Source organism: Actinoplanes sp. NBRC 103695 (genome assembly GCF_030269485.1).
Lineage (GTDB): Bacteria > Actinomycetota > Actinomycetes > Mycobacteriales > Micromonosporaceae > Actinoplanes.
Window position 1 is genome coordinate 56549 of record NZ_BSTL01000020.1, and the last position, 21615, is coordinate 78163.

Genomic DNA, 21615 nt, shown 5'->3' on the forward strand with positions numbered 1-21615 from the left:
GGGGCACTGCCGCGGGAAGGGGCACTGCCGCGGGAAGGGGCACTGCCGCGGGAAGGGGCACTGCCGCGGGAAGGGGCACTGCCGCGGGAAGGGGCACTGCCGCGGGAAGGGGCACTGCCGCGGGAAGGTCAGGGTGAGGCGAAGGCATATCGGTCGCGGTCGGCCAGTCGCCCACGCCGGTCTGCGCGGTCTCCGGGTGGGGCCGACCGGCGCGAGGCATGGCGGCGGAGGCGTTGCCCATGTCCGGGGAGGCCCCCCACGGGCCTTCAACGCTGGGCAGGTCCGCGGCGGACCTGGTGGTCCAGGAGAAGTTGGGCCGGGAGTCGTCCACCTCTGGCTGGGGAGCCTCGTCAGGCCATGGAGACTCCGCCGCGTCGGGCGAGGTCCACCCCGAGCCGGTGCGCGGTGCCTGGTCTTCGACGCCTCGGGCGGGAGGTTCGGCCGGCCAGGAGACGTCCAGCTGCGCGGACCGGCCGGGATCACGATCCGCCGCGAAAGCAGGGGCCGCGAGGTTATGGGCCTCGGAAGCGGGCGCGGCGAGGTTGTGAGCCTCGGAAGCGGGGGCCGCAAAACCATGAGGCGCGGGCTCGCCCGAGATGGGGGCCGCGCTGTGGACAACCGTGTCGGCGGGAAGCTGCGTCTCTTGTGGATCTTGACCGGTAGCCCTGGCGTCGCTACTCGCGGTGTCCTGCGCGGGGAGGAGGCCGCCCACCCAGCCGCCGCCGGTGGAGGAGCCCGGGATCCGGGTCGGGCCGAGCGCGGGGTGGGGCATCGCCTCGTCGCCGAGGCCGCTCACCCACTCGCCGATGCTGGGCTTGGGGCGTCGGGTCGCCGGGGCGGGATCCGCAATCTGTGACGCCGTGGTTGCGGCGGGTGAGGGTCCGTCCTCAGGGGACGATGCGCGGAGCGGGCCGCCGGGGGCGCCGTCGTCGGTCTCGTCGGTGATCTTCGGGATGAAGGCCGTCTGGGCATCCCCGTCGGGGGCCCGGTGGCGCCCCGAGTTGTGCGGGACGGTCACTGTGCGGCCCGCACGGATCGGAGGTCACTCGACCCTTCGTAAGCCCGCACTGTCACGTTCCTCTCGGTGGTTTCCGAATACCCGAGGCCGAAGTCGGCGACCGCATCGCGGAACTGCTGGACGCCCTCCGCGGACTCCAACGCGCGATGCATGGCTGTGGGTTCGCCGATCGCCGTGATCTTGAAAGGTGGCGAGAAGGGCCGGCCGTGCAGAAGCAGAGTGTTGCCGACGCATCGTACCGCGCTGGTCGAGATCACGCGGACATCCATGATCGACATTGCCTCGGCCCCGCCGGCCCATAGCGCGTTCACCACGGCCTGCACGTCGCCCTGGTGAACGACCAGGTCATCGTTCTTCGGGTTGTTCGGTGAGCCGTCGCCGACGCGCCGGGGGGAGTCGTTCAGGACGACGGTGAGGCCCGGTCCGCGCAGGTCCGTGAAGCCGGCCGCCTGCTGTCCGCCGTCGGCCCTTCGCAGGGCCTCCCGGACAGGTGCGTCGACCTGGGCCAGGCGGGCCGCGTCCTGGTCTCTCTGGGTACGCAGCTGAGCAGCCCGCGCCTCCCGCCCCTGGAGCCTCTCCCGCTTGTCCGTGATGAGCTGTGTCACCTGGGGCCGCCGGTCGTCCCGGAGTGCCGTACCCCCGGCTGTTGTCGCGGAGGTGGTGAACAGCAGACCCGCCGCCAGCGCGATCAGCGGAACCCCGATCGACCAGCCTCGTTGTTTCTGATCGCGGACGCGTGGCCGCAGGCCGCCGAGCGCGCGACGCAGCACGATGCGCCACGAAGGCGCGCCGGTGGTGTACTCCACGCGCTACCCTCCGACGTCGTAAGTGGTCCAAGCGGAACGAAAGTTACCCCGGCGGGTGCCGGTTCGCGTGCCGCCTTGACTACGCTAGCTGTCGAACAGTATTCGCCACGGGCAGCATTCGGGGTTCCCGGAGCCGCTCAGCGGTGGGTTGTTCACCACTTGTTGCCCTCAGGAGAGCACCGTGCCGAAGTCACAGGTTCGCAAGAAGAAGGTCTACACGCCGCCGACGGATGTTCGTCCGGCCGCGAACGCCAACAGCAAGAAGCCGAGCCCGGTGTGGTTGCCGGTCAGCGCGGTGACGCTGATCGTGCTCGGCATCGGGTGGCTGGTGGTGTACTACCTCTCCGAGCAGCAGTACCCGGTCGAGGCGTGGCGCTACTGGAACCTGGCGGTCGGCTTCGGTGCGATGGTCGCGTCGCTCGCGATCCTCGCTCGCTGGCGCTAGACACGCCCGGCGCCGTTAAGCTGCGTAAACGCACCCTGAAGTTTTTGCACTCAGGGTGCGTTTATTTTGAACTTACCGACGGGTAACATAACGCCATGGGCACTGCTCAGATCATCGCCACCCTGCTGGCCGCGGCCGTCACGGTCGTCGCCACCGTCCTCGCGGTGCGTGCCGTCCGCCAGATGACCTCGGTCATCCGGCTCGGCAAGCCTGACCCGGCGCGCACCACCGACAAGGGCACCCGGACCAAGACGATGCTGGTGGAGATCGCCGGCCACACCCGGATGCTCAAGTGGGGCGTGATCGGCGCCGCCCACTGGTTCGTGATGGTCGCGTTCATCGTGCTGTCGCTGCTGGTGCTCGAGGCGTACTTCGAGGTGGTCGACCCGGAGCTCGGGCTGCCGGTCATCGGGCACTGGACGATCTTCGGGTTCGCCACCGAGTGGATCGGCGTGCTCGGCACGGTCGGCATCCTCTACCTCGTCTACCGCAGGCAGCGCGACAAGAACAAGAAGCGGAGCCGGTTCACCGGGTCGACGATGTGGCAGGCCTACTTCGTCGAGGCGATCATCGTGGCCGTACTCGTCTGCGGGTTCCTGATCCGCGGTTTCAAGGTCGCCACGGGGCACTTCGAGTACCCGGTCTGGGCTACCCCGGTCAGCCACGCCATCGGCAACGCGCTGCCGGACTGGGAGAACGGCGCCACCTGGGTCGCCCTGGTCAAGATCTACATCTCGATGGCCTGGCTGATCACCATCGCGTTGAACGTGACGATGGGCGTGGCCTGGCACCGCTTCCTGGCCTTCTTCAACATCTTCTTCAAACGCGCGCCGGAGAAGCCCGCGGGGTCCGGCCTGGGCGCCCTGCGGCCGATGATGAGCGAGGGCAAGCCGCTCGACTTCGAGGAGGCCGACCCGGAGAAGGACCAGTTCGGCGTCGCCCAGGTCGAGCAGTTCACCTGGAAGGGTCTGCTGGACTTCAGCACGTGTACCGAGTGTGGCCGGTGTCAGTCGCAGTGCCCGGCCTGGAACACGGCCAAGCCGTTGTCGCCGAAACTGCTGATCACGAGCCTGCGCGATCACGCGTACGCAAAAGCCCCTTATCTTCTGGCGGGCGGCGGCAAGGACCTCACGGGCGAGGAGAAGGCCACCGAGGCCCAGCTCGCACACATGGACGTGCTGGCGCTGGCCGAGGGCAACCGGCCGCTGATCGGCACCGAGGACGAGCAGGGCGTGATCGACCCCGACGTGCTCTGGTCCTGCACCACCTGCGGCGCCTGCGTCGAGCAGTGCCCGGTGGACATCGAGCACGTCGACCACATCATGGACATGCGCCGCTACCAGGTTCTGATCGAGTCGAGCTTCCCGGCCGAGGCCGGTGTCATGCTGCGCAACCTGGAGAACAAGGGCAACCCCTGGGGCGCGCCGCAGAACACCCGCGAGGACTGGACCAAGGGCCTGGACTTCGAGGTGCCGCGGGTCGGCGAGAAGGACTTCGAGTACCTCTTCTGGGTCGGCTGCGCGGGCGCGTTCGAGGACCGGGCGAAGAAGACCACCCGGGCGGTGGCGACGCTGCTGCACGAGGCCGGCGTCGACTTCGCGATCCTGGGCGAGGGCGAGACGTGCACGGGCGACCCGGCGCGCCGGATCGGCAACGAGTTCGTCTTCCAGATGCTCGCCCAGCAGAACGTGGAGACGCTCCAGGAGGCGCAGGTCAAGAAGATCGTCGCCACCTGCCCGCACTGCTTCAACACGCTGGGCAACGAGTACGAGCAGCTCGGCCTGAAGGTCGAGGTCGTGCACCACACGCAACTGCTGGCGCACCTGGTCGCCACCGGGAAACTGACGCCGGTGCAGCCGGTCGACGGCGGCGTGACCTACCACGACCCCTGCTACCTGGGCCGGCACAACCGGGTCTTCGACGCGCCCCGCGAGGTGCTGACCTCGGCGATCGGCGACGAGATCACCGAGATGCCGCGCAACCAGGAACGCTCCTTCTGCTGCGGCGCCGGCGGCGCGCGCATGTGGATGGAGGAGAAGATCGGCAAGCGGATCAACGTCGAGCGCACCGAGGAGGCCCTGGCCACCGGCGCCAAGACCATCGCGGTCGGCTGCCCGTTCTGCTACACCATGATCGGCGACGGGGTGACCGGCAAGGGCGAGCAGGACAACGTCGAGGTGGTGGACGTGGCCACGGTGCTGCTCAGGTCGCTGAAGCAAGAAGCCTGACCCGGGTGTCGAGTCGGGCGTCCTGCTGATCGTCAGTTGATCATGCGCGGCGGCCCGGCCGAGCCGGGATAACGCCGATCTGACAAGGTTTACGTCCCCGGCCGGGAGCCGCTCCGCGTACGCATCAGGTCGTGGCACCTCGAAGCGCACCCCGCGCTCGCGCAAGCGACGCTTGGCCCGGACCAACCGCTGAGCCATCGTCGCCGTGGGCAGCAGAAACGCCGCGGCGATCGCCTCGGCCGGCAGCCCCGCCACCGCGTTGAGCGTCAGCGCCATCTGGGCCGGCTCGGGCAGCTCCGGATGGCAGCACGCGAAGATCAACGCGAGCCGGTCGTCGGCGGTCGGCTCCTCCGGCGGCGCGTCGGCGAGCGCGGCCATCTTCGCCCGGCCGTTGGCCTCGCGGCGCAGGCGATCGACGGCCTTGCGCCAGGCGGTCACGACCAGCCACCCGCCAAGTCTGCCGAATCGGCCCGGCCGGGGTAATGGCTGTGTTTGCCTGAAGTCGATGATCACCTCGACCCGCCGGTTGCGGATCGTCGCCGCGGCGGCGTTCGCGCTCCTCGTGCCGGCCACCGTCACGCCCGCCCACGCCGCTCCCGGCGACGACACGTCGACGCTGGCCAAGGCGCTGACGTTGCAGGCCCAGCTGTACAAGACCAAGAAGATGGGCACCGCCGCGCTGGACGAGGGCGACGTGGGCGGCCTGCCGGTCGCGGCCGGTGGCGGCATGTCCTGCTCGGCAGGCATACAGGAGGTGTTCTGCTGGGGTTCCGGGGACGCGGAACCGAAGCCGGTGGGCACGCCGCGGCTGGTCAGCGGCCCGGTCGCCGCCGGTCGGGCGCACCTGTGCGCGGTGGAGTACTCCGAGGACAGCGACGGCGGCGACCTCTACTGCTGGGGCGACAACACGTACGGCCAGGTCGGTGACGGCACCACCACTGCCCGGACGGCACCGGTCAAGGTGCACGACGACGTGCTCCAGGTGGTCACCGGCGCCGACCACACCTGCGCGGTCCTGACCGACCAGACGCCGCTCTGCTGGGGCCGGGACGATGCCGGTCAGGTGGGCCAGGGCGCCGCCGGCCCGCCAGTGCTGACACCGCAACCGGTGGCCGGTCTGACCGATCTGACCGAGGTGGCCGCGGGAGGCGACAGCACCTGCGTGATCCAGGAATCCGGCGCGACCAAGTGCTGGGGCTCCAACTCCGACGGGCAGATCGGCGACGGCACCGCGGGGGTGACACCGGTGGCCACGCCCACCGCCGTCGACACCAGCCCGATCGGCGACGACCTGATGCAGATCGAGCTGGGCGCCCGGCACGCCTGCGCGGTGACCGAGAACCTGGACGTCTGGTGCTGGGGTGCGGACGATCACGGCCAGCTCGGCGACGGCGCGCCGTTGACCGGGCAGAACCTGCCGGTCGACACCGGGATGACGGACGTCTACGCGATCAGCGCCGGTGGCGACAGCTCGTGCGTGGTGGACGAGGACGGGCACGTCTGGTGCTGGGGCGACAACACCGAGGGTCAGCTCGGCACCGGTGACACCACCGACCAGCCCGAGCCGGTGAAGGTCGACCAGAGCGGGGTCGTCACGTCCGGGCTCTACGAGGATGCCCTCAACACGTCGGGTGGGCTCCTCTTCGCCGTCTCCATGGGCGAGCGGCACGCCTGTGCGATGGACGTCTCGGGCAACCCGTACTGCTGGGGCGACAACGCGGACGGCCAACTCGGCGACGGCACCACCACCGACCGGTACAAGCCGACCGCGACGCTGCTGCTGCCGGGCACCGCGGGTGACGTGGTCGCGCAGGCACGGGACGCCGAGATCGGCGTCGACTGGAGCGAGCCGGACGAGTTCGGCGCCGGTTCGCCGATGGGCTACCGGGTCGTCGGTCTCGCCGACAGCGGGTACGACGTGTGCTATTCGGCGAGCTCGACGGACACCGGCTGCACCATCACCGACCTGACCAACAACGCCGAGTACCGGATCTTCGTCACCACGATGACCTCCGGCGGTGCCGCCACCGCGGCGAGCGTGCGCGCCACGCCGCGGGGCATGGCGACGCCGGCGCCGGACGACGGCAGCGACGACATCGCCGTCGGACTGCCGATCACCGGCGCGGCGATCTCACTGCTGGTCGCGATCGGCGGGGTCATGGTCCTGGGCGGAGTGCTGCTCCGCCGGAAGGCCCGGGAGCGCTGATCAGCTGCTGCCGCCGGATCCGGCCGTCGCGGCCGAGCTGCTCGCGATGATCGAGGCCATGACCGCGGCCCGGACCTCGTCGATGGCCTTCTTCACGGCGACGGCCGCCCACTCGCCCTTGCCGATCTCCTTCAGCCGCGCCTTGACCTGCCGCCGCTCCAGGTCGGCGAAGACCTTCTTGTCCAGGTCGGTGGCCGCCAGCAGCGCACAGAGCGCAGCGGTCCGCGGCTCGACCTGGCCGTTGCCGGCCACCGCCGCGCGGACCCGCTGCCGGGCCTCGGTCTCGGCGACCGGCTCGGCGCCGTGGGCTGCCGGATAACGGGTACGCGGGAAGAGAAGCAGCACCTTGCCCTTCTCCTCGCGCACCACGCCCTGCGCGACGAGACCGGCCATCACCTGTTCCCGGGTGCCCTTGCTGAACTTGGACACCCAGTACTTGGGCTTGCGCGGCTTGTCCCGCGCGATGCGGTCCAGGGCGGCGTCGAGCACCGCGTTCCCGGTCGGCGCCGGATCCCGGACGACCACCCGGTTGTCGTCCACGTCGACCTTCTCGAACAGCGCCAGCTCGAGCAGTACCGCGCCGCCCAGCCCGTTGTCGAGGTGCAGGCCGTCGGTCGCCGGCCGGCCGTCGTCGTGGTAACCGATCAGGGCGAGTTCCTCGGCCAGGTTCATCAGCCGACGTTAATCCCCGGCGTGACACTCCGAAACCGGCATGTAGCGGAAAAGTAGAGTGAAGCGAGTGCCACGGTGAGGTGTCCCGGTCCGGCACAATGAGGGCCGAGGTGAACCGATCATGGACGGCCTGTTCCTGACCGCGGTGCTCCCGTTGGTGGTGTTTCTGCTGCTCACGGCGGGCAACGCGTTTTTCGTGGTCGCCGAGTTCGGTCTCGTCACCGTCGACCGGGCGGAGATCGACAAACGTGCCGAGCAGGGTGACCGCCGTGCGCGTACGGTCCGTCACGCTCTGCACGAATTGTCCTTCCAACTTTCCGGCGCGCAGCTGGGCATCACCATCACCGCGCTGCTCACCGGCTACCTCGCCGAGCCGGCCCTGTCCCGGCTGATCACCCCGCTCGTCGAGCCGCTGGCCGGCAGCGTGACCGACACCGTGGCGCACGTCCTCTCCCTGGTCCTGGCCACCTTGGTGTCGATGCTGTTCGGGGAGCTCGTACCGAAGAACGCGGCCCTGGCCCGCCCGATGCGCGCCGCCCTGGCCACCGCGGCGCCACTGCGCACCTTCGCGCGGCTGTTCGGCTGGCTGATCGGCGCGCTCAACGGCTCGGCGAACTTCCTGGTCCGCCGCCTCGGCATCGAGCCGCAGGAGGAACTGGCCAGCGCCCGCAGCCCCGAGGAACTGGGCCTGCTCGCCGCGATCAGCGCCCGCGCCGGCGCGCTGCCCACCGAGACCGCGACGCTGCTACGCCGCACCATCCGGTTCAGCGAGAAACGCGCTGCCCGGGCCATGACTCCCCGCGTCGACGTGGTCGGCCTCCAGGAGACGGCCAGCGTCGCCGACCTGCTCGCGCTGGCGCGCGAGAGCGGCCACACCCGCTTTCCGGTGTACGAGAACACGCTCGACCTGGTCACCGGTGTGGCGGCGGTGCCGGAGGCGCTGGGTGTGGCCCCGGCGCAACGGGCGTCCACCGCGGTTTCGGCGATCGCCCGCGAACCGGTCTACGTGCCGGAGAGCCTCGACCTGGACAAGGTGCTCGCCGCCCTGAGGGAGGCCGACGCCGACCTGGCCATCGTGGTCGACGAGTACGGCGGCACGGACGGCGTGGTCACCGTCGAGGACCTGATCGAGGAACTGGTCGGCGAGATCTCCGACGAGTACGACGAGGACCTCCCGGAGACCGCCACCCAGGTGCTGACCGCGCCCGACGGCGAGAAGACCTTTCTGGTCGACGGGCTGCTCCGCGAGGACGAGCTGACCGAGCTGACCGGCTTCGTGCTGCCGGAGGGCCCGTACGAAACCCTCGCGGGTTATCTCCTGGCCCGCCTCGGCCACATTCCGGTGCCCGGCGAGTCCCTGAGCTCCGACGGGTGGGAGTTCACCGTGACGCAGGTCGACCGGCACCGCATCGAGCAGGTCCGGATGGTCGCCATGGAGGAGTCGCTCGATGGTTGAGCTGCTGGTCACCGCACTGCTGCTGCTGGGCAACGCGCTGTTCGTGGGTGGGGAGTTCGCGCTGATCGCGTCCCGCCGCACCGCGCTCGAACCGCTCGCGGCCACCTCGCAGCGGGCCCGCTGGGCGCTGGCCGCGATGAGCCAGATCCCGCTCATGATCGCCGGCGCTCAGCTGGGCATCACGATCTGCTCGCTGGGCCTGGGCGCCATCTCCGAGCCGGCGCTGGCGCATCTGCTGGAGGGCCCGTTCCACGCCGCCGGCCTGCCCGACAGCGCCGTGCACCCGGTGGCCTTCGTGCTGGCCCTGGGCGTGGTGGTCTTCCTGCACACGGTCGTTGGCGAGATGGTCCCGAAGAACATCACCCTGGCCGGCCCGGAACGTTCGGCGCTCATCCTCGGCCCGTTCATGCTGGCCTTCTGCATCGCCACGAAGCCGGTCCTGACCGCGATGCGCTGGGCGTCCCGGATGGTCCTCAGCCTGTGGAAGATCGAGGCGACGGACGCGGTCAAGACCGTCTTCACCGCCGAGGAACTCGCCGGAATGGTCACCCAGGCCCGCACCGAGGGCCTGCTCGGCACGGAGCAGTACGAGCGCATCCACGCCGCCCTCGGCCTCAACGACCGCACCGCAGCCGACACCCTCCTCCCGTGGGCCCGCGTCACCACGATCGCCGACGACGTGACCCCCGCCGAACTCGAGACGGTGGCCACCAACAGCGGACGCTCCCGTTTCCCGGTGGTCCAGCGCGAGACGCGGCGCGTGCTCGGCTTCGTCCACATCAAAGACATCCTGGGGTACGACGACAGCCAGCGCCGCAGTCCGATCCCCGCCGAGATCGTCCGCCCGTTGGCGGTGGTCCCGCCGGACCGAACCCTTGCCGACCTGCTCCTGACAATGCGCCGAGACCGCCGCCACATCCTCCTGGTCAGCGACGGCCGCCGCCCCTTGGGCGTGGTGACTTTGGACGACGTCCTGCACGCCGTGGTCGGCGAGCCCCGCCGAGTGGCAACCGCCCCAGCCATCTGAACGGGTCAGGCCGTTCACGACCGCGACCGACGCCTAGCAGAGCCGCTTTCGAGAGTTGGCCCTGCCATTCCGGATTCGCTCACGTCGCGTCCGCAAGAGGACAGAGACCTCGAACAACCAGCTCGGTCGCCCCAACGGCTATACCAGCCAGTCATCCGCAGACCTACTCGGCGGCGTCAGGAAACGCAGAGAAGTAAGGTCTTACTACATCCAGGGTGACCTCCGAGCCAAGCCGCCCGATCCCTGGAGACACTTCGATGGCGGTAATAGGCGAGACGTATCGGCGCGGCCTTGCCGTACAAGATGGGGAAGTTGCTGCCGTCTAACGCTGGTGGTTGATGCTCAGGGTGGCCTGGAGTGACCTCCGTTTGCCTGTCGTAATGGCCCGCCAATGGCCCGGAATCTGGTCGGTGGATCCACTCATTCGGGGTCGGCGGTGCGGCTGATTGTCGATCATCGTCGCAAAGTGTCTGTTTGTTGTCTGCTAGGACGTCGGTGACTGGTGTAGTCAGATCTGATGGATGTCGATCTGACTCAGACTGCTGCTGCGGTCATGCCCTACATAACAGCCGCGGTGACCGCGTACGGCGTGACCACGCTGGACAAGGTCCGTGACGCCGTGGTGGATAAGGCGTCCAACGCAACCGTGGGGGTCGGGCACCGGCTGCTGAACCGGATCCTGGGCCGAGCGGAGTCACAACAGGCGATCGAGGGCGCGATTCTCGACGTCGCTGCCGGCGAGGAAGACAGCGGGGCCGCATTGAAGCTACAGATCCGCAAGGCGCTCGCTGCCGACTCGGACCTGGCCCGCGACGTGGCGCAGATGCTGCCCGTTGGCACAGTGCACAACGAAGCCTCCGGGACGAGGTCTATCGCGATCGGCACGAACTCCGGCATCGCCAACACCGGCGACGGCGCCACCTTTCACCGGTGACCCGCGCGGCCGACGGTTCAATCGCATCAGGTGAACGGCCCATCGGGATCGGAACCAACACCGGCATCGCTAACAGTGGCGACAACCCGAGGTTCGCGCACCTCGACGCGGGGGCGCTCAAATCTCCGCACCAGGTGCCGCCCGACGGGTTCTGGAGTGTGCCGAGGCGTCCGTCGCGGGTGTTCGTAGGCCGCGACACGGTCATGGGTAATGTCGCCGCGACGCTGGGCACTGGTGTCCATGGCGTGATCGGCCAAAGCTTCGCCGGGCTTGGAGGCGTCGGCAAAACCGAGGTCGCGCTTCACCATGCACACTCCTGCCGCGACCGATATACGGGAGTGTGGTGGGTCGGTGCCGACAGCCGGGCCAACCTCACCACTGGCTTAGCTGCGTTGGCGCATCGGTTGGCGCCCGTGACCAGTTTGCTTCCTGATGAGCAAGCTGAGGAGTGGGCAAGGGCGTGGCTGCATCACCACTCCGGCTGGCTGCTGGTTCTCGACAATGTCGAGGACCCGAACGACATCGCTTCATTGCTGAGCGGCGTAGTCGGCGGGCATGTCCTGGTCACGACCCGCCGCGAAGTCGACTGGGACATGCACGGCCTTACCCCAATACGGCTAGGCGTCCTTAGCGAAGCGGAAGCAGTCCAGATGATGTTCGAACGCACCCGGCAACGCGACGATGCCGCTGCAACTGCAATCGCTAGCTATCTGGGATGTCTCCCACTGGCGCTAGAACAGGCTGCTGCCTTCATCAACCATCACCACCTCTCGATGGCCGCCTACCACGACCGGCTGGAGGCCCAAACCGGCGCCCTACTGGCCGTTGTGGCGCCAGGCATGGACGCGCAGCGCGCCGTGACACGAGTCTGGGAGATCACCCTCGAAGCCCTGACCATTAGTAACCCTGCTGCCATCGAGATTCTGCGCGTTCTGGCCTGGCTCGCCCCTGACGATGTCCCCCGCGACATGATGACGGCATTGATCGGCGGCGACACCGCTGCCGACGTGGCGCTCGGCCTACTCTCCTCATACAGCATGATCACCCTGGATGCCCGTACGGTCAGTATCCATCGGCTCGTGCAAACCGTCCTACGCCTCGCACCTACACCATCCGCCGATCAACTCGCCATGACACCCAGCGACCAGGCCATCCAGCTCATCAACAACGCCATCCCTGAGAACCCGGACAGTGATCCGGTCGGATGGCCTCGCTGGCGCGATCTTCTGCCCCATGTCACCGCCCTGAGCGACCACCTGCGCTGCTCCGCCGGTACCACACTCGGCCGGCTGCTGAATCAAACCGCTCTGTTCGAGTCAGGGCAAGGTCTGTTCCAGCAAGCCGAAGTCCACAACAGCCAAGCGTTGGCGATCACGGAGGCAGCACTCGGCCCCGACCATCCCGACGTCGCTATCTGCCTCGTTAACCTTGCCGGCAGTTACTCCGCCCTGGGACGGCCCGCGGAGGCGGTACCTCACGAACAGCGGGCGTTGGCGATTACGGAGGCAGCACTCGGCCCCGACCATCCCGACGTCGCTATCTGCCTCGTTAACCTTGCCGGCAGTTACTCCGCCCTGGGACGGCCCGCGGAGGCAGTACCTCACGAACAGCGGGCGTTGGCGATTACGGAGGCAGCACTCGGCCCCGCCCACCCTTCCGTCGCGACCTGCCTCGGCAACCTCGCCAGCAGTTACCGCGACCTGGGCCGACCCGCAGAGGCCCTGCCCCTGTCCCAGCGGGCGTTGGCGATTACGGAGGCAGCGCTCGGCCCCGACCACCCCGACATCGCCATCCGACTGGGCAACCTCGCCAGCAGCTACCGCGACCTGGGCCGACCCGCAGAAGCGGTACCTCACGAACAGCGGGCGTTGGCGATCACGGAGGCAACGTTCGGCCCCGACCACCCCGACATCGCCATCCGACTAGGCAACCTCGCCAACAGCTACTCCGCCCTCGGCCGAGCCGCGGAGGCCCTGTCCCTGTCCCAACGGGCATTGACGATCGCCGAGGCAGCTCTCGGCCCCTACCATCCCACCATCGCGACCTGCCTCGGCAACCTCGCCGCCAATTACGCCGCCCTGGGCCGGCCGGCAGAGGCTCTGCCCCTGTCCCAGCGGGCATTGACGATCACGGAGGCAGCACTCGGCCCCGACCACCCCGACGTTGCCATCTGGCTGAGCAACCTCGCCCGCAGCTACCGCGACCTGGGACGGCCCACGGAGGCGGTTCCTCTGTTCCAACGGGCGTCGGCGATCGCCGAGGCAGCACTCGGGCCCGACCACCCCACCATCGCCATCCGGCTGAGCAACCTCGCCAGCAGCTACCGCGACCTGGGACGGCCCGGAGAGGCAGTACCTCACGAACAGCGGGCGTTGGCGATTACGGAAGCAGCGCTCGGCCCCGACCACCCCGACGTTGGCATCTGCCTCGTTAACCTCGCCGCCAACTACGCCGCCCTGGGACGGCCCGCAGAGGCAGTACCTCACGAACAGCGGGCGTTGGCGATCACGGAAGCAGCACTCGGCCCCGACCATCCCACCATCGCGACCTGCCTCGGCAACCTCGCCGCCAACTACGCCGCCCTGGGACGGCCCGCAGAGGCAGTACCTCACGAACAGCGGGCGTTGGCGATCACGGAAGCAGCACTCGGCCCCGACCACCCCGACATCGCCATCCGACTAGGCAACCTCGCCAACAGCTACTCCGCTCTCGGCCGACCCGCGGAGGCTTTGACGCTCTGCCGCAAAGCCGTACGGATCGCTGGTCAGGCAATGCCAAACGTCCACCCCATCGCTATGTCGCTCAATGAATTTCTGTGGCAACTTCTGCGAGAGGCCAAGGATCGAGACCGAAGTGGGTGACAGGAATCGGACCCGCACTGTCAGCTTGGGAACCGTAGAGAGCGGCACCCCTGGATGCTGGGGCTCACAGGTTGATACGGCCGCCAGCGGCCTGGAGTGACCTCGGCAAGCCTGCCGGACTGGCACGAAGTGGCCGTAGCCGGCACGAGCGACGAACTGCCTCTGACGGAGCCGCAGAGCGGTTACGATCTGGCTGATATACCAAGGGCGGTATACACTCGGCCAGGTGAGTGGCCGCTACGACATCGAGCTGGAGCCCGAGGTGCGGGACTGGCTCGACCAGTTACGGCTCAAGGACTACGCGAAGGTCGAAGCCATGGCCGACATCCTTGCCGAACGAGCCGAAACGCTCGGCGAGCCCTACTCGCGGCACCTCACCGGCAAGACTCGTGAGCTGCGATTTCATCTTGACCGGTCCGCGGTCAGGATCAGCTATTGGCTGGCGCCGGGTGCGCGGGCGGTGTTGCTGACCGTGTTTCGCAAGACTCGGCAGATCGAGCGGGCTGAGGTCGCCCGTGCGATCGCAGCCCAGCAGGTTTGCGAGTCAGGGCATGAGGTCCATGCTCCTGCGACCGAGATCTACGATCGGAAATGGCTCTGAGGAACCGGAGGGACAGCTGATGACCACACGTCACGCCCGTTGGGAACGCACCGGTGCCGACGAGCACGCGGCCGCGTACGAGGAAGCCCGCGCGGCGCTGCTGCTCGGGCAGATGGTTCACGACCGGCGCACCGCACTCGCGATGACCCAGGCCGAACTCGCGGAGCGCGCAGGTATGACCCAGCCCCAGCTCTCCCGCCTGGAGTCCGGCGGAGCCACCCCGACCGTCCCCCTGCTGGCCCGCCTCGCAGCGGCACTGGACGCAGACCTCGACATCGCGTTCCGCCCTCACAACTCAATCGCTGCCTGATCGAGCCCGAAATCCTTCAGCGGCACCATGCGGATGCGGAAGCAGACCACCCATGGCACGAAGGCAGCTGACAGTAGTCCCGAATGACGGACGCCTGGTCTCGGCATCAAACCGTGACCAGGCGTTTCTCTCTTGAGCGGGTGACGGGAATCGAACCCGCACTGTCAGCTTGGGAAGCTGATGTTCTGCCATTGAACTACACCCGCGAACTAAGGCCCCGTCACTGTACCCGATCAGCTGGGCACCAGTGAACGCCCTAAGTGGGCCGCCGGGTCGTGCCACTTCTGGGTGATCGGGGGCACTCGGGTGGCGAACGGCAGGGCGCCGGACGCGCCGTGGTGGCGGAGCATCGCGGTGTCGATGGAGAGCTCGAAGACCCGCCAGTCGATGACGGGGGAGGCGTTGAGGGCGGCGGCCAGGCGGGCGATGACCACCGGGTCGTCGACGGGTGTGGCGATGCCGCTGATCATGGCTTCGTCGTCGCTCTCCTCGGGTGGGTAGGAGTGCAGGGCGTAGCGGCCGTCGCGTTCGAGGTCGTGGCGTTTCGGGGAGGCGACGATGAAGCAGTACAGGGCGTCGTCGGTGATGACGGGTGAGACGGGGTGGACGCGGGGTGCTCCGTCGGGGCGCACGGTTGCCAGGTAGCCGAGGCCGGGACCGTACTGCTGCAGCAGCATGCGCACGCCGGCTGACAGGGCCGGCGCGGCCGCGGCGAAGGTGGACCAGGTAGCCATCGTCCGATCATATCGAACACACGTACGAGAGAACCACCGAAGTATGGTGTTGCGATGCTGCTCTCCGACCGTGACCTGGTCTCTGAGATCAAGTCGGACAATATGTCCCTCGAGCCGTTCGCACCGGAGCTGATGCAGCCGTCCAGCATCGACGTGCGGCTCGACCGGTTCTTCCGGGTGTTCAACAATCACCTCTACACGCACATCGACCCGTCGGTGCAGCAGGACGACCTGACCGCCGTCGTCGAGGTGGAGGACGGCGAGCCGTTCGTGTTGCACCCGGGCGAGTTCGTGCTGGCCTCGACGCTCGAGGTGATCACGCTGGGCGATCAGCTGGCCGGGCGTCTGGAGGGTAAGAGCAGCCTGGGGCGGCTCGGCCTGCTCACGCACAGCACGGCGGGGTTCATCGACCCGGGCTTTTCGGGGCACGTCACGCTGGAGCTGTCCAACGTGGCCAATCTGCCGATCAAGCTGTGGCCGGGCATGAAGATCGGGCAGCTGTGCATCTTCCGGCTGTCGAGCCCGGCCGAGCACCCGTACGGCTCGGCCGTCTACGGCAGCCGTTATCAGGGCCAGCGGGGCCCGACGCCGAGCCGTTCGTCGCAGAATTTCCGCACCTGGCCGACCGCCTGACCGAAAGTCGCCCGCCCCGAAGATATGAGGCGGGCGACCGGTCACGAAGTCGGTCAGCCGGCGAGGGTCACGCTGAAGCTGCTGACGTTGGCGTTGTCCGTCTGGGGCTCAGCGGCGCCGTTGGCCAGGTTGACGCGGGTCGTGGCGGTGCCCAGCGGGCCGACGGGCGCGTCGGCGGGGGCGGTGAGCAGCCACTCGAGGGTGCGGGACTCGCCCTCGTGAAGCTTGCCGTCGAACGAGCACGACGCGTCGGCGCCACCGGGCGGGGTCGGGAGGCTGGAACCGGGGACGCAGACGCCGTCCGGGGCGTAGGGGAATTCGTCAAGGCCCGCCGGGATGGCCAGTTCCGAGCCCAGGTTGTTGTGCGGGGCGTCGTTGTTGTTGCGGACGGTCACCGGGAGCGTGCCGGCGAACGTGCCGTCCGCCTGACGGGTCAGGGTGACGTCGTCGTCGGTGGTCGCGGTGAGGTTCTGGGTGGTCTGCGGGGTGTACGGCACCGGGTTGTCGACCGAGCCCGTCGTGGAGCGGAACAGGGCCGGGTAGTCCTTGGTGACGTCACCGATCTGGATGCTGCCGAGCTGGGCGGAGATCCGCGCGAACGGTTTCGGCGCCGCGGGCGCGTCGAACCGGTAGGCGACGGTCGTGCTCCCGCCGGCCGGGATCGACGACGCGAGGTCGCAGAAGAATTTCGCCCGTCCGTCGGGCAGGGCGCCGCTCGCACAGATGAGGTCGTCGGTGGTGTCGAAGATCCCGGCCACCGGCTCGGTGAACCAGATCGGACCGGAGAAGTCCTCGTCCGTACCGTTGAAGATCTTGACCTGAAGACTCCCGGTGTGTCCGACGTCGCCGGGCTCGAGGATCACCGGGCTGAGCGAGAAGTCCACGCCGGCCGTGGGCGCGGCCTGGGCGGCGACGGCACCGGTGAGCAGGACTGAGCTGGCCGCGAACGCGATGGCGCCCGCGCGCAGGAAGGTGCGCATGGAGGTGGTGGCTCCCTCTGATCGATCCCCGTTGCCGGCCGGGGCACACCTGCGTCCCGGCCATCGATGACGGTGAGAGCTTATCTCGATCTACTTCAGACGATGGCCTGGTATCGGCTCCGACCGCTTCCACCTGATCGCCATACCGGAGGTATCTCAGATACCAGCGGTATATTCGCAAGGTGAACAACAGTCGAGAACGACGACGAGCAGAGACCCATGAAGCGATCTTGTCGGCGGCGTACGACCTGTTCTGCGCGAAGGGGTATGCGGAGTGCTCGGTCGCGGAGATCGCCGCAGCCGCGGGCTTCACGAAAGGCGCGGTCTACGGGACTTACGAGAGCAAGGAAGATCTCTTTCTCGCACTCACCGAGACCCGCACGTCTCTCCTCGCCGCGGAGGCAGCCGCCATCTGGGAGGCGGCAAAGCCGCCTTTGCATCCGTTACGCGCCCTCGCCGCGTGGATGCGTGAGCGGCTCCAGCAGGACCGGGACTGGTTCCTCGTGAACGTCGAATTCTCGGCGCTTGCCGCACGGCGTCCGCACCTTCGAGCGCGCAGGCGGGCGGCACTTTCCGGCTCCGTTGATGAGATAGCGCGGATCTTTCAGATCGGATCGACGCGAGGCGGCGCCAGCGCCGCGCGGTCCGTCAGTCATGCCGTGCTCGCGCTCGCTGATGGGCTCGCCCTGCAGTACGCCATGGACGACACGATCGACGTCGAGCTCGTGTTCGCTGAGTCCGCGTGGAAACTACTTCGGGCGGAAACAGGCGCGAATGAGAGCGATCGGCCGTGAGCACGGACAGTGACACCTCAGTGGAGATGCAACCGTCCGCGGGCTTCTCGCGCAGGCAGGCGCTGACGGGCATCGGTGTCGGCGGATTGCTGGCGGCAGCGGCGGGCTTCGGTATCGCGACGTCCCCCCGACTCCCCAAGGGGGCCACAGCGGCGTTGGTCGATCATCATCTGCACATCCAAGGGCCGGCGGTCACGGCGCATTTGCAGAAGCTCCTCACCGAGGATTCGAAGCTGGATGCGTTCTCCTTGCTGAACAAGGGGGCGTTCGCTGAACGTACTGGTGTGGATGCCCTTCGCGCGCTGGATACGGCAGGGATTGGGCGTGGGGTTCTTCTGTCGGAGGCGTACATGCTGTCGTCGGCGGATCTCGTCCGCGATGAGAACGCGTTCAATGTGGAGGCCGCGCGTACCTCGCGGGGCCGCCTGAGCGCGTGTGTCGGTGTGAACCCGTTCCGTTCGGAAGCGATCGATGAACTGCGCTATTGGGTGGGGCGGGATGGCGTGGTCGGGGCGAAGCTCCACCTCGCGAACAGCGAGTTCGACCCTCGGTCGTCGGACATGGTCGATCGTCTCGCTGCGGTCGTCCGCGAGTGCCGCGCCCTGGGCCTTCCGTTGGTAATCCACCCGCGTCACGCGGCCGACTATTCGAGGGAAGACGCGGAGACCCTGATCGACCAAGTGCTTTCGCAAGCTGAAAGCCTGCCGATTCAGATCGCCCACGCCGGCGGTTGGGGCGGACTCGACGACGCAACTTTCGCCGCGCTCGGGGCGTATCAGGACGCGATCAAGGCAGGGCGGCCAGGCATGAGCAAGTTGCAGATCGATCTCGCCGTGCTCGTGCAGGCCCCATGGGCAGATGGCGCACAGCTGCACCGTCTCGTCGACCACATGCAACAGATCGGGCTCGATCGATTCCTGCTGGGATCGGATTGGCCGGCGATCGGCTCGCCCGGCGACTACAACCGGCTGCTCTTGGGGCAGCTGCCCCTGACGCACAGGGAACAAGAGACGGTTCTCACGAACGTCGCGTACCACCTCGAGGCAGACAATGGCTGAGCCGGCTCCCGCGCCGGACTCGCGGGCTCCCCGCGTCACGTTCGCACGGCCGGCTCTCCCGCTTGGCGTGGTGACGGCAGTTGTTCTGCTGGTATCGATGCCGTTGGCGGGACTGGTGTGGTTCGTCGTCGTTCAAGCTCTGTGCTCGGTGCTGATCGTCGCGATGCTTGTCGTGGTCCTTGTCCGCAGGCGATGGTCGTGGACGATCGTTCTCCTGCCTGGCCTGGCCCTGCTTCAGCCGGTATGGCCCGTGTCCGCCGACTGGACGACGCAGACGGTGACAGCACCCGTGAGCGCGCTCTTGGTCCTCGTCGTTGGGGTCATGGTTCGCGTGCCGAAACGACACCGACAGCGCGGACGGAGAGCACTGACCGACTCGGTCGCGCCCTAGGTGGCTGGTGTAAGTCAACTACCTATGTCGAGCACGGCGGTCAGCTGCCGGGTGGTTGCGGCGCGCACGCGAGGATTGGTTCTGGCGTACGCCCGATGCGCGATCACGCCGCCGGTCAGGGCGTACCCGCGCCCCCGCGCCCAGGTCGCGTCGTCGACGCCGAGCTCGGCCCGGAACACCGCACGTGCGGCCGGCGTCATCAGCGAGAACGCCATCATCAGATCGGGCGCCGGATCCCCGTAGCCGAGCCCGCCGAAGTCGATCACCGCGCTGAGCCGCCCGTCGACCGTCACCCCGGCTGCTCCCAGCGCCGCAGCGGCAGTTCCGCCCACTCCGGAAACCGGTCGTCCACAAGCTGCCGGGCAAGCGCCTCCCCGACCTCTATGGTGTCGTTATGGGCGCGTTGAAACCGTGGCATCTCCTCATCATGCTGTTCTGCCTGATCGTCGTCGCGGGCGGAGCCGCGGGCGCGGTGGCGATCATCCGCGCCACCAACAAGAAAGACCGCTAGCCGGTTCAGGCGATCGCGACGAAGACGTTGTCGACGAGTCCCGCGAACTGGTCGTTCCCCCGGTTGGCACCCTTGCCCCCCACGCGCAGCGGTTCCGCGTTGGCGATGGAGAGATTCGCAGGCACGGGTACGGCCGCACGCTCGGCGCCGTCCACGACGATGGCGAGCCGTTCCGTGCCCCGCACACACGTCACCTGATGCCAGTTGCCGTCCGCGACATCCATCAGCGGCTCGGCGCGGTAGATCCGGGCGCGGCCGGCGATCACGCAGCTCGGATGCCCCTGCCGGTGGTCGACCTGCAGCTTGAACTGGCTGACCCCGCCGACCGAGTACCCCTTCTGGAGGACGTTCGCCCCGTCCGCCAGATCCGCGTGCGTCATCAGGATCGACGCCCCGTACCGCAAAGATCGTGTCCCGGGGTTGAGCGTGTCGTCCCGATCACCCTCGAGGATGGCACGCGGGCAGTCCCGCTCCCGAGGCATCGTGCACCGATCGGGATATTCAACGGCAAGACCAAGCCCCTGCGGTACGAGACTGAGCGTCCCGCCGTTCTGCCCGACCGCCCGCAGCTCATGGCGCCCCTGCGTGTCGAGGATCGGCCGGTCGGCGCCCCCGTCGAAGGTGTACCTGACCGAGGTCGGCCGCTCGGCGACGGCAATCCGCCCAGGCTCGCCAGGTCCGTGCAGGGACGCGCTCCCAGCGTTGACGAGCACCCCCGCGGAGGGTTCGGCAAGCACAGCGGTCGCCGGCATCGGAGCGACCGCGGGCATGGCTTCAGCCCGGGACAGATGCAGAGCGCCGACCACTCCCGCGCTGAGCACCAGCGCCGCACCAACCGCACCACCCAGGCGACGAGCATGAGACATGCGGTTATTGTCCGGATTGACGAATCTGTCCGCCCAGCAGGGTCGGCATTGTCCGAAACATGCCCGCCTGCGTGCGCCGCCCGCTTGGGGTCAGGCCGCCGGGAGCTGGTTGATGCGGACCATGGTGCCCGCCGGGTCGCGGAAGGCGCAGTCGCGGATTCCGTACGGCTGGTCGGTGGGCTCCTGGACCACCTCGGCGCCGGTGGCCTGGATGGTGTCGAAGGTCTTGTCGACGTCTGAGCTGGCCAGCACGATCGTGGCGTAGCTGCCCTTGGCCATGAGTTCGGCGACGGTCTGCCGTTCGGTCTCCGTGACGCCGGGGTCGGCGTTGGGGGGATACAGCACCACCGACGTGTGGGGCTGGTCCGCTGAACCCAGCGTGATCCAGCGCATGCCGCCGTATCCGACGTCGTTGCGGACCTCGAAGCCGAGGGCGTCGCGCCAGAACGTGAGGGACTTCTCGGGGTCGTCGGCGGGGAGCAGGGTGTTCGCGATGATCAGGCTCATGTGAACCACGTTAGGACGAGGGCCGGGGCGGTGCTTCTCGATTCCTGATCGGTCTCGTCACCTTCTTGGCCATGCAGGCGGGGATGCCCGCGGCCTGGTCGGTGGCCAGCCTTCGGTATGCGCTGGGTGACATTCCCACGAGCTCCGAGAAGCGGGTGCTGAACGTACCCAAGGATTGGCAGCCGACCGTGAAACAGACGTCGGTGACGGACAGGTCGCCTCGCCTCAGGAGGGCCATCGCCCGTTCGATGCGGCGGGTCATCAGGTAGCTGTAGGGGGATTCGCCGAAGGCCGCTCGGAACTCGCGGCTCAAATGACCCGATGACATGTGTACGCCTCGGGCCAGCGCCTCGACGTCGAGGGGCTGGGCGTACTCGCGATCGATGCGGTCCCGGACCCGGCGGAGCAGGGCCAGGTCGCGGAGCCTCTTCGCGTCAACAGCGGCCACGGGCATCAGCCTGCCTGGTCAACCGGCACGATGGAAGGCATGCGGATCGATCACACCCGGGCCGGGGACGCTTTCGACGCCGGGCTGGACGCCACCTGGGCGGTGGAGCTCGCCGTGCATCATCTCGAC

The 21615-nt window shown here is 68.3% G+C and carries 20 protein-coding genes and 1 tRNA gene; 11 read left to right on the forward strand and 10 right to left on the reverse strand.

The genetic code is table 11. The annotated features are described in order from the left end of the window. Nucleotides 1–1014 precede the first annotated feature (1014 nt). On the reverse strand, nucleotides 1015–1824 hold the full coding sequence (locus QSK31_RS32145; RefSeq protein ID WP_285688329.1) for a DUF881 domain-containing protein: 810 nt from the start codon (nucleotides 1822–1824) through the stop codon (nucleotides 1015–1017). A 181-nt stretch (nucleotides 1825–2005) separates the two neighbouring features. Here QSK31_RS32145 and QSK31_RS32150 point away from each other — a divergent pair, with 181 nt between their 5' ends. After that, on the forward strand, nucleotides 2006–2269 hold the full coding sequence (locus QSK31_RS32150; RefSeq protein ID WP_285688330.1) for a cell division protein CrgA: 264 nt from the start codon (nucleotides 2006–2008) through the stop codon (nucleotides 2267–2269). A gap of 50 nt (nucleotides 2270–2319) precedes the next feature. Here the strand turns inward: QSK31_RS32150 and QSK31_RS49285 are convergent, their stop codons facing one another. Beyond that, entirely contained in the window at nucleotides 2320–4773 is a 2454-nt protein-coding gene (locus QSK31_RS49285) for a hypothetical protein (RefSeq protein ID WP_502873044.1), read from the reverse strand. On the opposite strand from QSK31_RS49285, the gene QSK31_RS32165 reads away from it, so the two are divergent. Beyond that, the gene (locus tag QSK31_RS32165) at nucleotides 4703–6703 is read left to right on the forward strand and encodes a hypothetical protein (protein ID WP_502873043.1); all 2001 of its coding nucleotides are present in this window, start codon (nucleotides 4703–4705) and stop codon (nucleotides 6701–6703) included. The two genes, QSK31_RS49285 and QSK31_RS32165, sit on opposite strands and share 71 nt — an antisense overlap. Here QSK31_RS32165 and QSK31_RS32170 read toward each other — a convergent pair whose 3' ends face one another. Beyond that, the gene (locus tag QSK31_RS32170) at nucleotides 6704–7375 is read right to left on the reverse strand and encodes a GOLPH3/VPS74 family protein (RefSeq protein WP_285688332.1); all 672 of its coding nucleotides are present in this window, start codon (nucleotides 7373–7375) and stop codon (nucleotides 6704–6706) included. A 121-nt stretch (nucleotides 7376–7496) separates the two neighbouring features. On the opposite strand from QSK31_RS32170, the gene QSK31_RS32175 reads away from it, so the two are divergent. The 6 genes from QSK31_RS32175 to QSK31_RS32200 all read left to right on the forward strand — a co-directional run bounded on the left by QSK31_RS32175 (nucleotide 7497) and on the right by QSK31_RS32200 (nucleotide 14564). Next, nucleotides 7497–8831 (forward strand): hemolysin family protein, encoded by a 1335-nt coding sequence (locus QSK31_RS32175; protein ID WP_285688333.1) that lies wholly within the window; start codon nucleotides 7497–7499, stop codon nucleotides 8829–8831. After that, complete coding sequence (locus QSK31_RS32180) at nucleotides 8824–9858, forward strand: hemolysin family protein (protein ID WP_285688334.1); 1035 nt, start codon at nucleotides 8824–8826, stop codon at nucleotides 9856–9858. Before QSK31_RS32175 ends, QSK31_RS32180 begins: the two co-directional genes overlap by 8 nt. A 517-nt stretch (nucleotides 9859–10375) precedes the next feature. Further along, nucleotides 10376–10792 carry a hypothetical protein gene (locus QSK31_RS32185; RefSeq protein ID WP_285688335.1) on the forward strand — a complete coding sequence of 139 codons (417 nt, stop codon included), beginning with the start codon at nucleotides 10376–10378 and terminating at the stop codon, nucleotides 10790–10792. After that, nucleotides 10789–13653: a tetratricopeptide repeat protein gene (locus QSK31_RS32190; RefSeq protein ID WP_285688336.1), complete on the forward strand. Its 2865-nt coding sequence runs from the start codon at nucleotides 10789–10791 to the stop codon at nucleotides 13651–13653. Before QSK31_RS32185 ends, QSK31_RS32190 begins: the two co-directional genes overlap by 4 nt. 226 nt (nucleotides 13654–13879) lie before the next feature. Further along, nucleotides 13880–14254, forward strand: a complete 375-nt coding sequence (locus QSK31_RS32195; protein WP_285688337.1) for a type II toxin-antitoxin system RelE/ParE family toxin — start codon at nucleotides 13880–13882, stop codon at nucleotides 14252–14254. A 19-nt stretch (nucleotides 14255–14273) separates the two neighbouring features. Further along, nucleotides 14274–14564 carry a helix-turn-helix domain-containing protein gene (locus tag QSK31_RS32200; RefSeq protein ID WP_285688338.1) on the forward strand — a complete coding sequence of 97 codons (291 nt, stop codon included), beginning with the start codon at nucleotides 14274–14276 and terminating at the stop codon, nucleotides 14562–14564. Nucleotides 14565–14699: 135 nt separating this feature from the next. Here the strand turns inward: QSK31_RS32200 and QSK31_RS32205 are convergent. Together QSK31_RS32205 and QSK31_RS32210 are read right to left on the reverse strand one after the other, a co-directional pair. Continuing rightward, a tRNA-Gly gene (locus QSK31_RS32205) sits at nucleotides 14700–14770 on the reverse strand. Nucleotides 14771–14797: 27 nt separating this feature from the next. Next, nucleotides 14798–15298, reverse strand: coding sequence for a pyridoxamine 5'-phosphate oxidase family protein (locus tag QSK31_RS32210; RefSeq protein ID WP_285688339.1), 501 nt, complete (start codon nucleotides 15296–15298; stop codon nucleotides 14798–14800). A gap of 54 nt (nucleotides 15299–15352) precedes the next feature. On the opposite strand from QSK31_RS32210, the gene dcd reads away from it, so the two are divergent. Next, on the forward strand, nucleotides 15353–15931 hold the full coding sequence (gene dcd / locus QSK31_RS32215; RefSeq protein WP_285688340.1) for a dCTP deaminase: 579 nt from the start codon (nucleotides 15353–15355) through the stop codon (nucleotides 15929–15931). A gap of 53 nt (nucleotides 15932–15984) precedes the next feature. On the opposite strand, the gene QSK31_RS32220 is transcribed toward dcd, so the two are convergent. After that, entirely contained in the window at nucleotides 15985–16911 is a 927-nt protein-coding gene (locus QSK31_RS32220) for a hypothetical protein (RefSeq protein ID WP_285688341.1), read from the reverse strand. A 182-nt stretch (nucleotides 16912–17093) separates the two neighbouring features. On the opposite strand from QSK31_RS32220, the gene QSK31_RS32225 reads away from it, so the two are divergent. Beyond that, nucleotides 17094–17705, forward strand: coding sequence for a TetR/AcrR family transcriptional regulator (locus tag QSK31_RS32225; protein ID WP_285688343.1), 612 nt, complete (start codon nucleotides 17094–17096; stop codon nucleotides 17703–17705). After that, on the forward strand, nucleotides 17702–18763 hold the full coding sequence (locus QSK31_RS32230) for an amidohydrolase family protein (protein ID WP_285688344.1): 1062 nt from the start codon (nucleotides 17702–17704) through the stop codon (nucleotides 18761–18763). The genes QSK31_RS32225 and QSK31_RS32230 overlap by 4 nt, the downstream gene beginning before the upstream one ends. Nucleotides 18764–19168: 405 nt before the next feature. Here QSK31_RS32230 and QSK31_RS32235 read toward each other — a convergent pair whose 3' ends face one another. From QSK31_RS32235 to QSK31_RS32250, 4 genes are all read right to left on the reverse strand, one after another. Beyond that, a complete protein-coding gene (locus tag QSK31_RS32235; protein WP_352244521.1) occupies nucleotides 19169–19447 on the reverse strand; it encodes a phosphotransferase in 279 nt (92 codons plus the stop codon). A gap of 223 nt (nucleotides 19448–19670) precedes the next feature. Further along, a complete protein-coding gene (locus tag QSK31_RS32240) occupies nucleotides 19671–20531 on the reverse strand; it encodes a LamG-like jellyroll fold domain-containing protein (protein ID WP_285688345.1) in 861 nt (286 codons plus the stop codon). A gap of 90 nt (nucleotides 20532–20621) precedes the next feature. Continuing rightward, nucleotides 20622–21038 carry a VOC family protein gene (locus QSK31_RS32245; protein WP_285688346.1) on the reverse strand — a complete coding sequence of 139 codons (417 nt, stop codon included), beginning with the start codon at nucleotides 21036–21038 and terminating at the stop codon, nucleotides 20622–20624. A 10-nt stretch (nucleotides 21039–21048) separates the two neighbouring features. Continuing rightward, complete coding sequence (locus QSK31_RS32250; RefSeq protein WP_502873038.1) at nucleotides 21049–21486, reverse strand: helix-turn-helix transcriptional regulator; 438 nt, start codon at nucleotides 21484–21486, stop codon at nucleotides 21049–21051. Between the last annotated feature and the right edge of the window lie 129 nt (nucleotides 21487–21615).

What these genes read in the sequence shown, in the direction of transcription:
- QSK31_RS32240 (WP_285688345.1), bottom strand. Translation starts at nt 20,531, where the DNA reads ATGTCTCATGCTCGTCGCCTGGGTGGTGCGGTTGGTGCGGCGCTGGTG.
- QSK31_RS32180 (WP_285688334.1), top strand. Translation starts at nt 8,824, where the DNA reads ATGGTTGAGCTGCTGGTCACCGCACTGCTGCTGCTGGGCAACGCGCTG.
- QSK31_RS32245 (WP_285688346.1), bottom strand. Translation starts at nt 21,038, where the DNA reads ATGAGCCTGATCATCGCGAACACCCTGCTCCCCGCCGACGACCCCGAG.
- QSK31_RS32175 (WP_285688333.1), top strand. Translation starts at nt 7,497, where the DNA reads ATGGACGGCCTGTTCCTGACCGCGGTGCTCCCGTTGGTGGTGTTTCTG.
- QSK31_RS32200 (WP_285688338.1), top strand. Translation starts at nt 14,274, where the DNA reads ATGACCACACGTCACGCCCGTTGGGAACGCACCGGTGCCGACGAGCAC.
- QSK31_RS49285 (WP_502873044.1), bottom strand. Translation starts at nt 4,773, where the DNA reads ATGGCGCTGACGCTCAACGCGGTGGCGGGGCTGCCGGCCGAGGCGATC.
- QSK31_RS32220 (WP_285688341.1), bottom strand. Translation starts at nt 16,911, where the DNA reads ATGCGCACCTTCCTGCGCGCGGGCGCCATCGCGTTCGCGGCCAGCTCA.
- QSK31_RS32210 (WP_285688339.1), bottom strand. Translation starts at nt 15,298, where the DNA reads ATGGCTACCTGGTCCACCTTCGCCGCGGCCGCGCCGGCCCTGTCAGCC.
- QSK31_RS32170 (WP_285688332.1), bottom strand. Translation starts at nt 7,375, where the DNA reads ATGAACCTGGCCGAGGAACTCGCCCTGATCGGTTACCACGACGACGGC.
- QSK31_RS32185 (WP_285688335.1), top strand. Translation starts at nt 10,376, where the DNA reads ATGGATGTCGATCTGACTCAGACTGCTGCTGCGGTCATGCCCTACATA.
- dcd (WP_285688340.1), top strand. Translation starts at nt 15,353, where the DNA reads ATGCTGCTCTCCGACCGTGACCTGGTCTCTGAGATCAAGTCGGACAAT.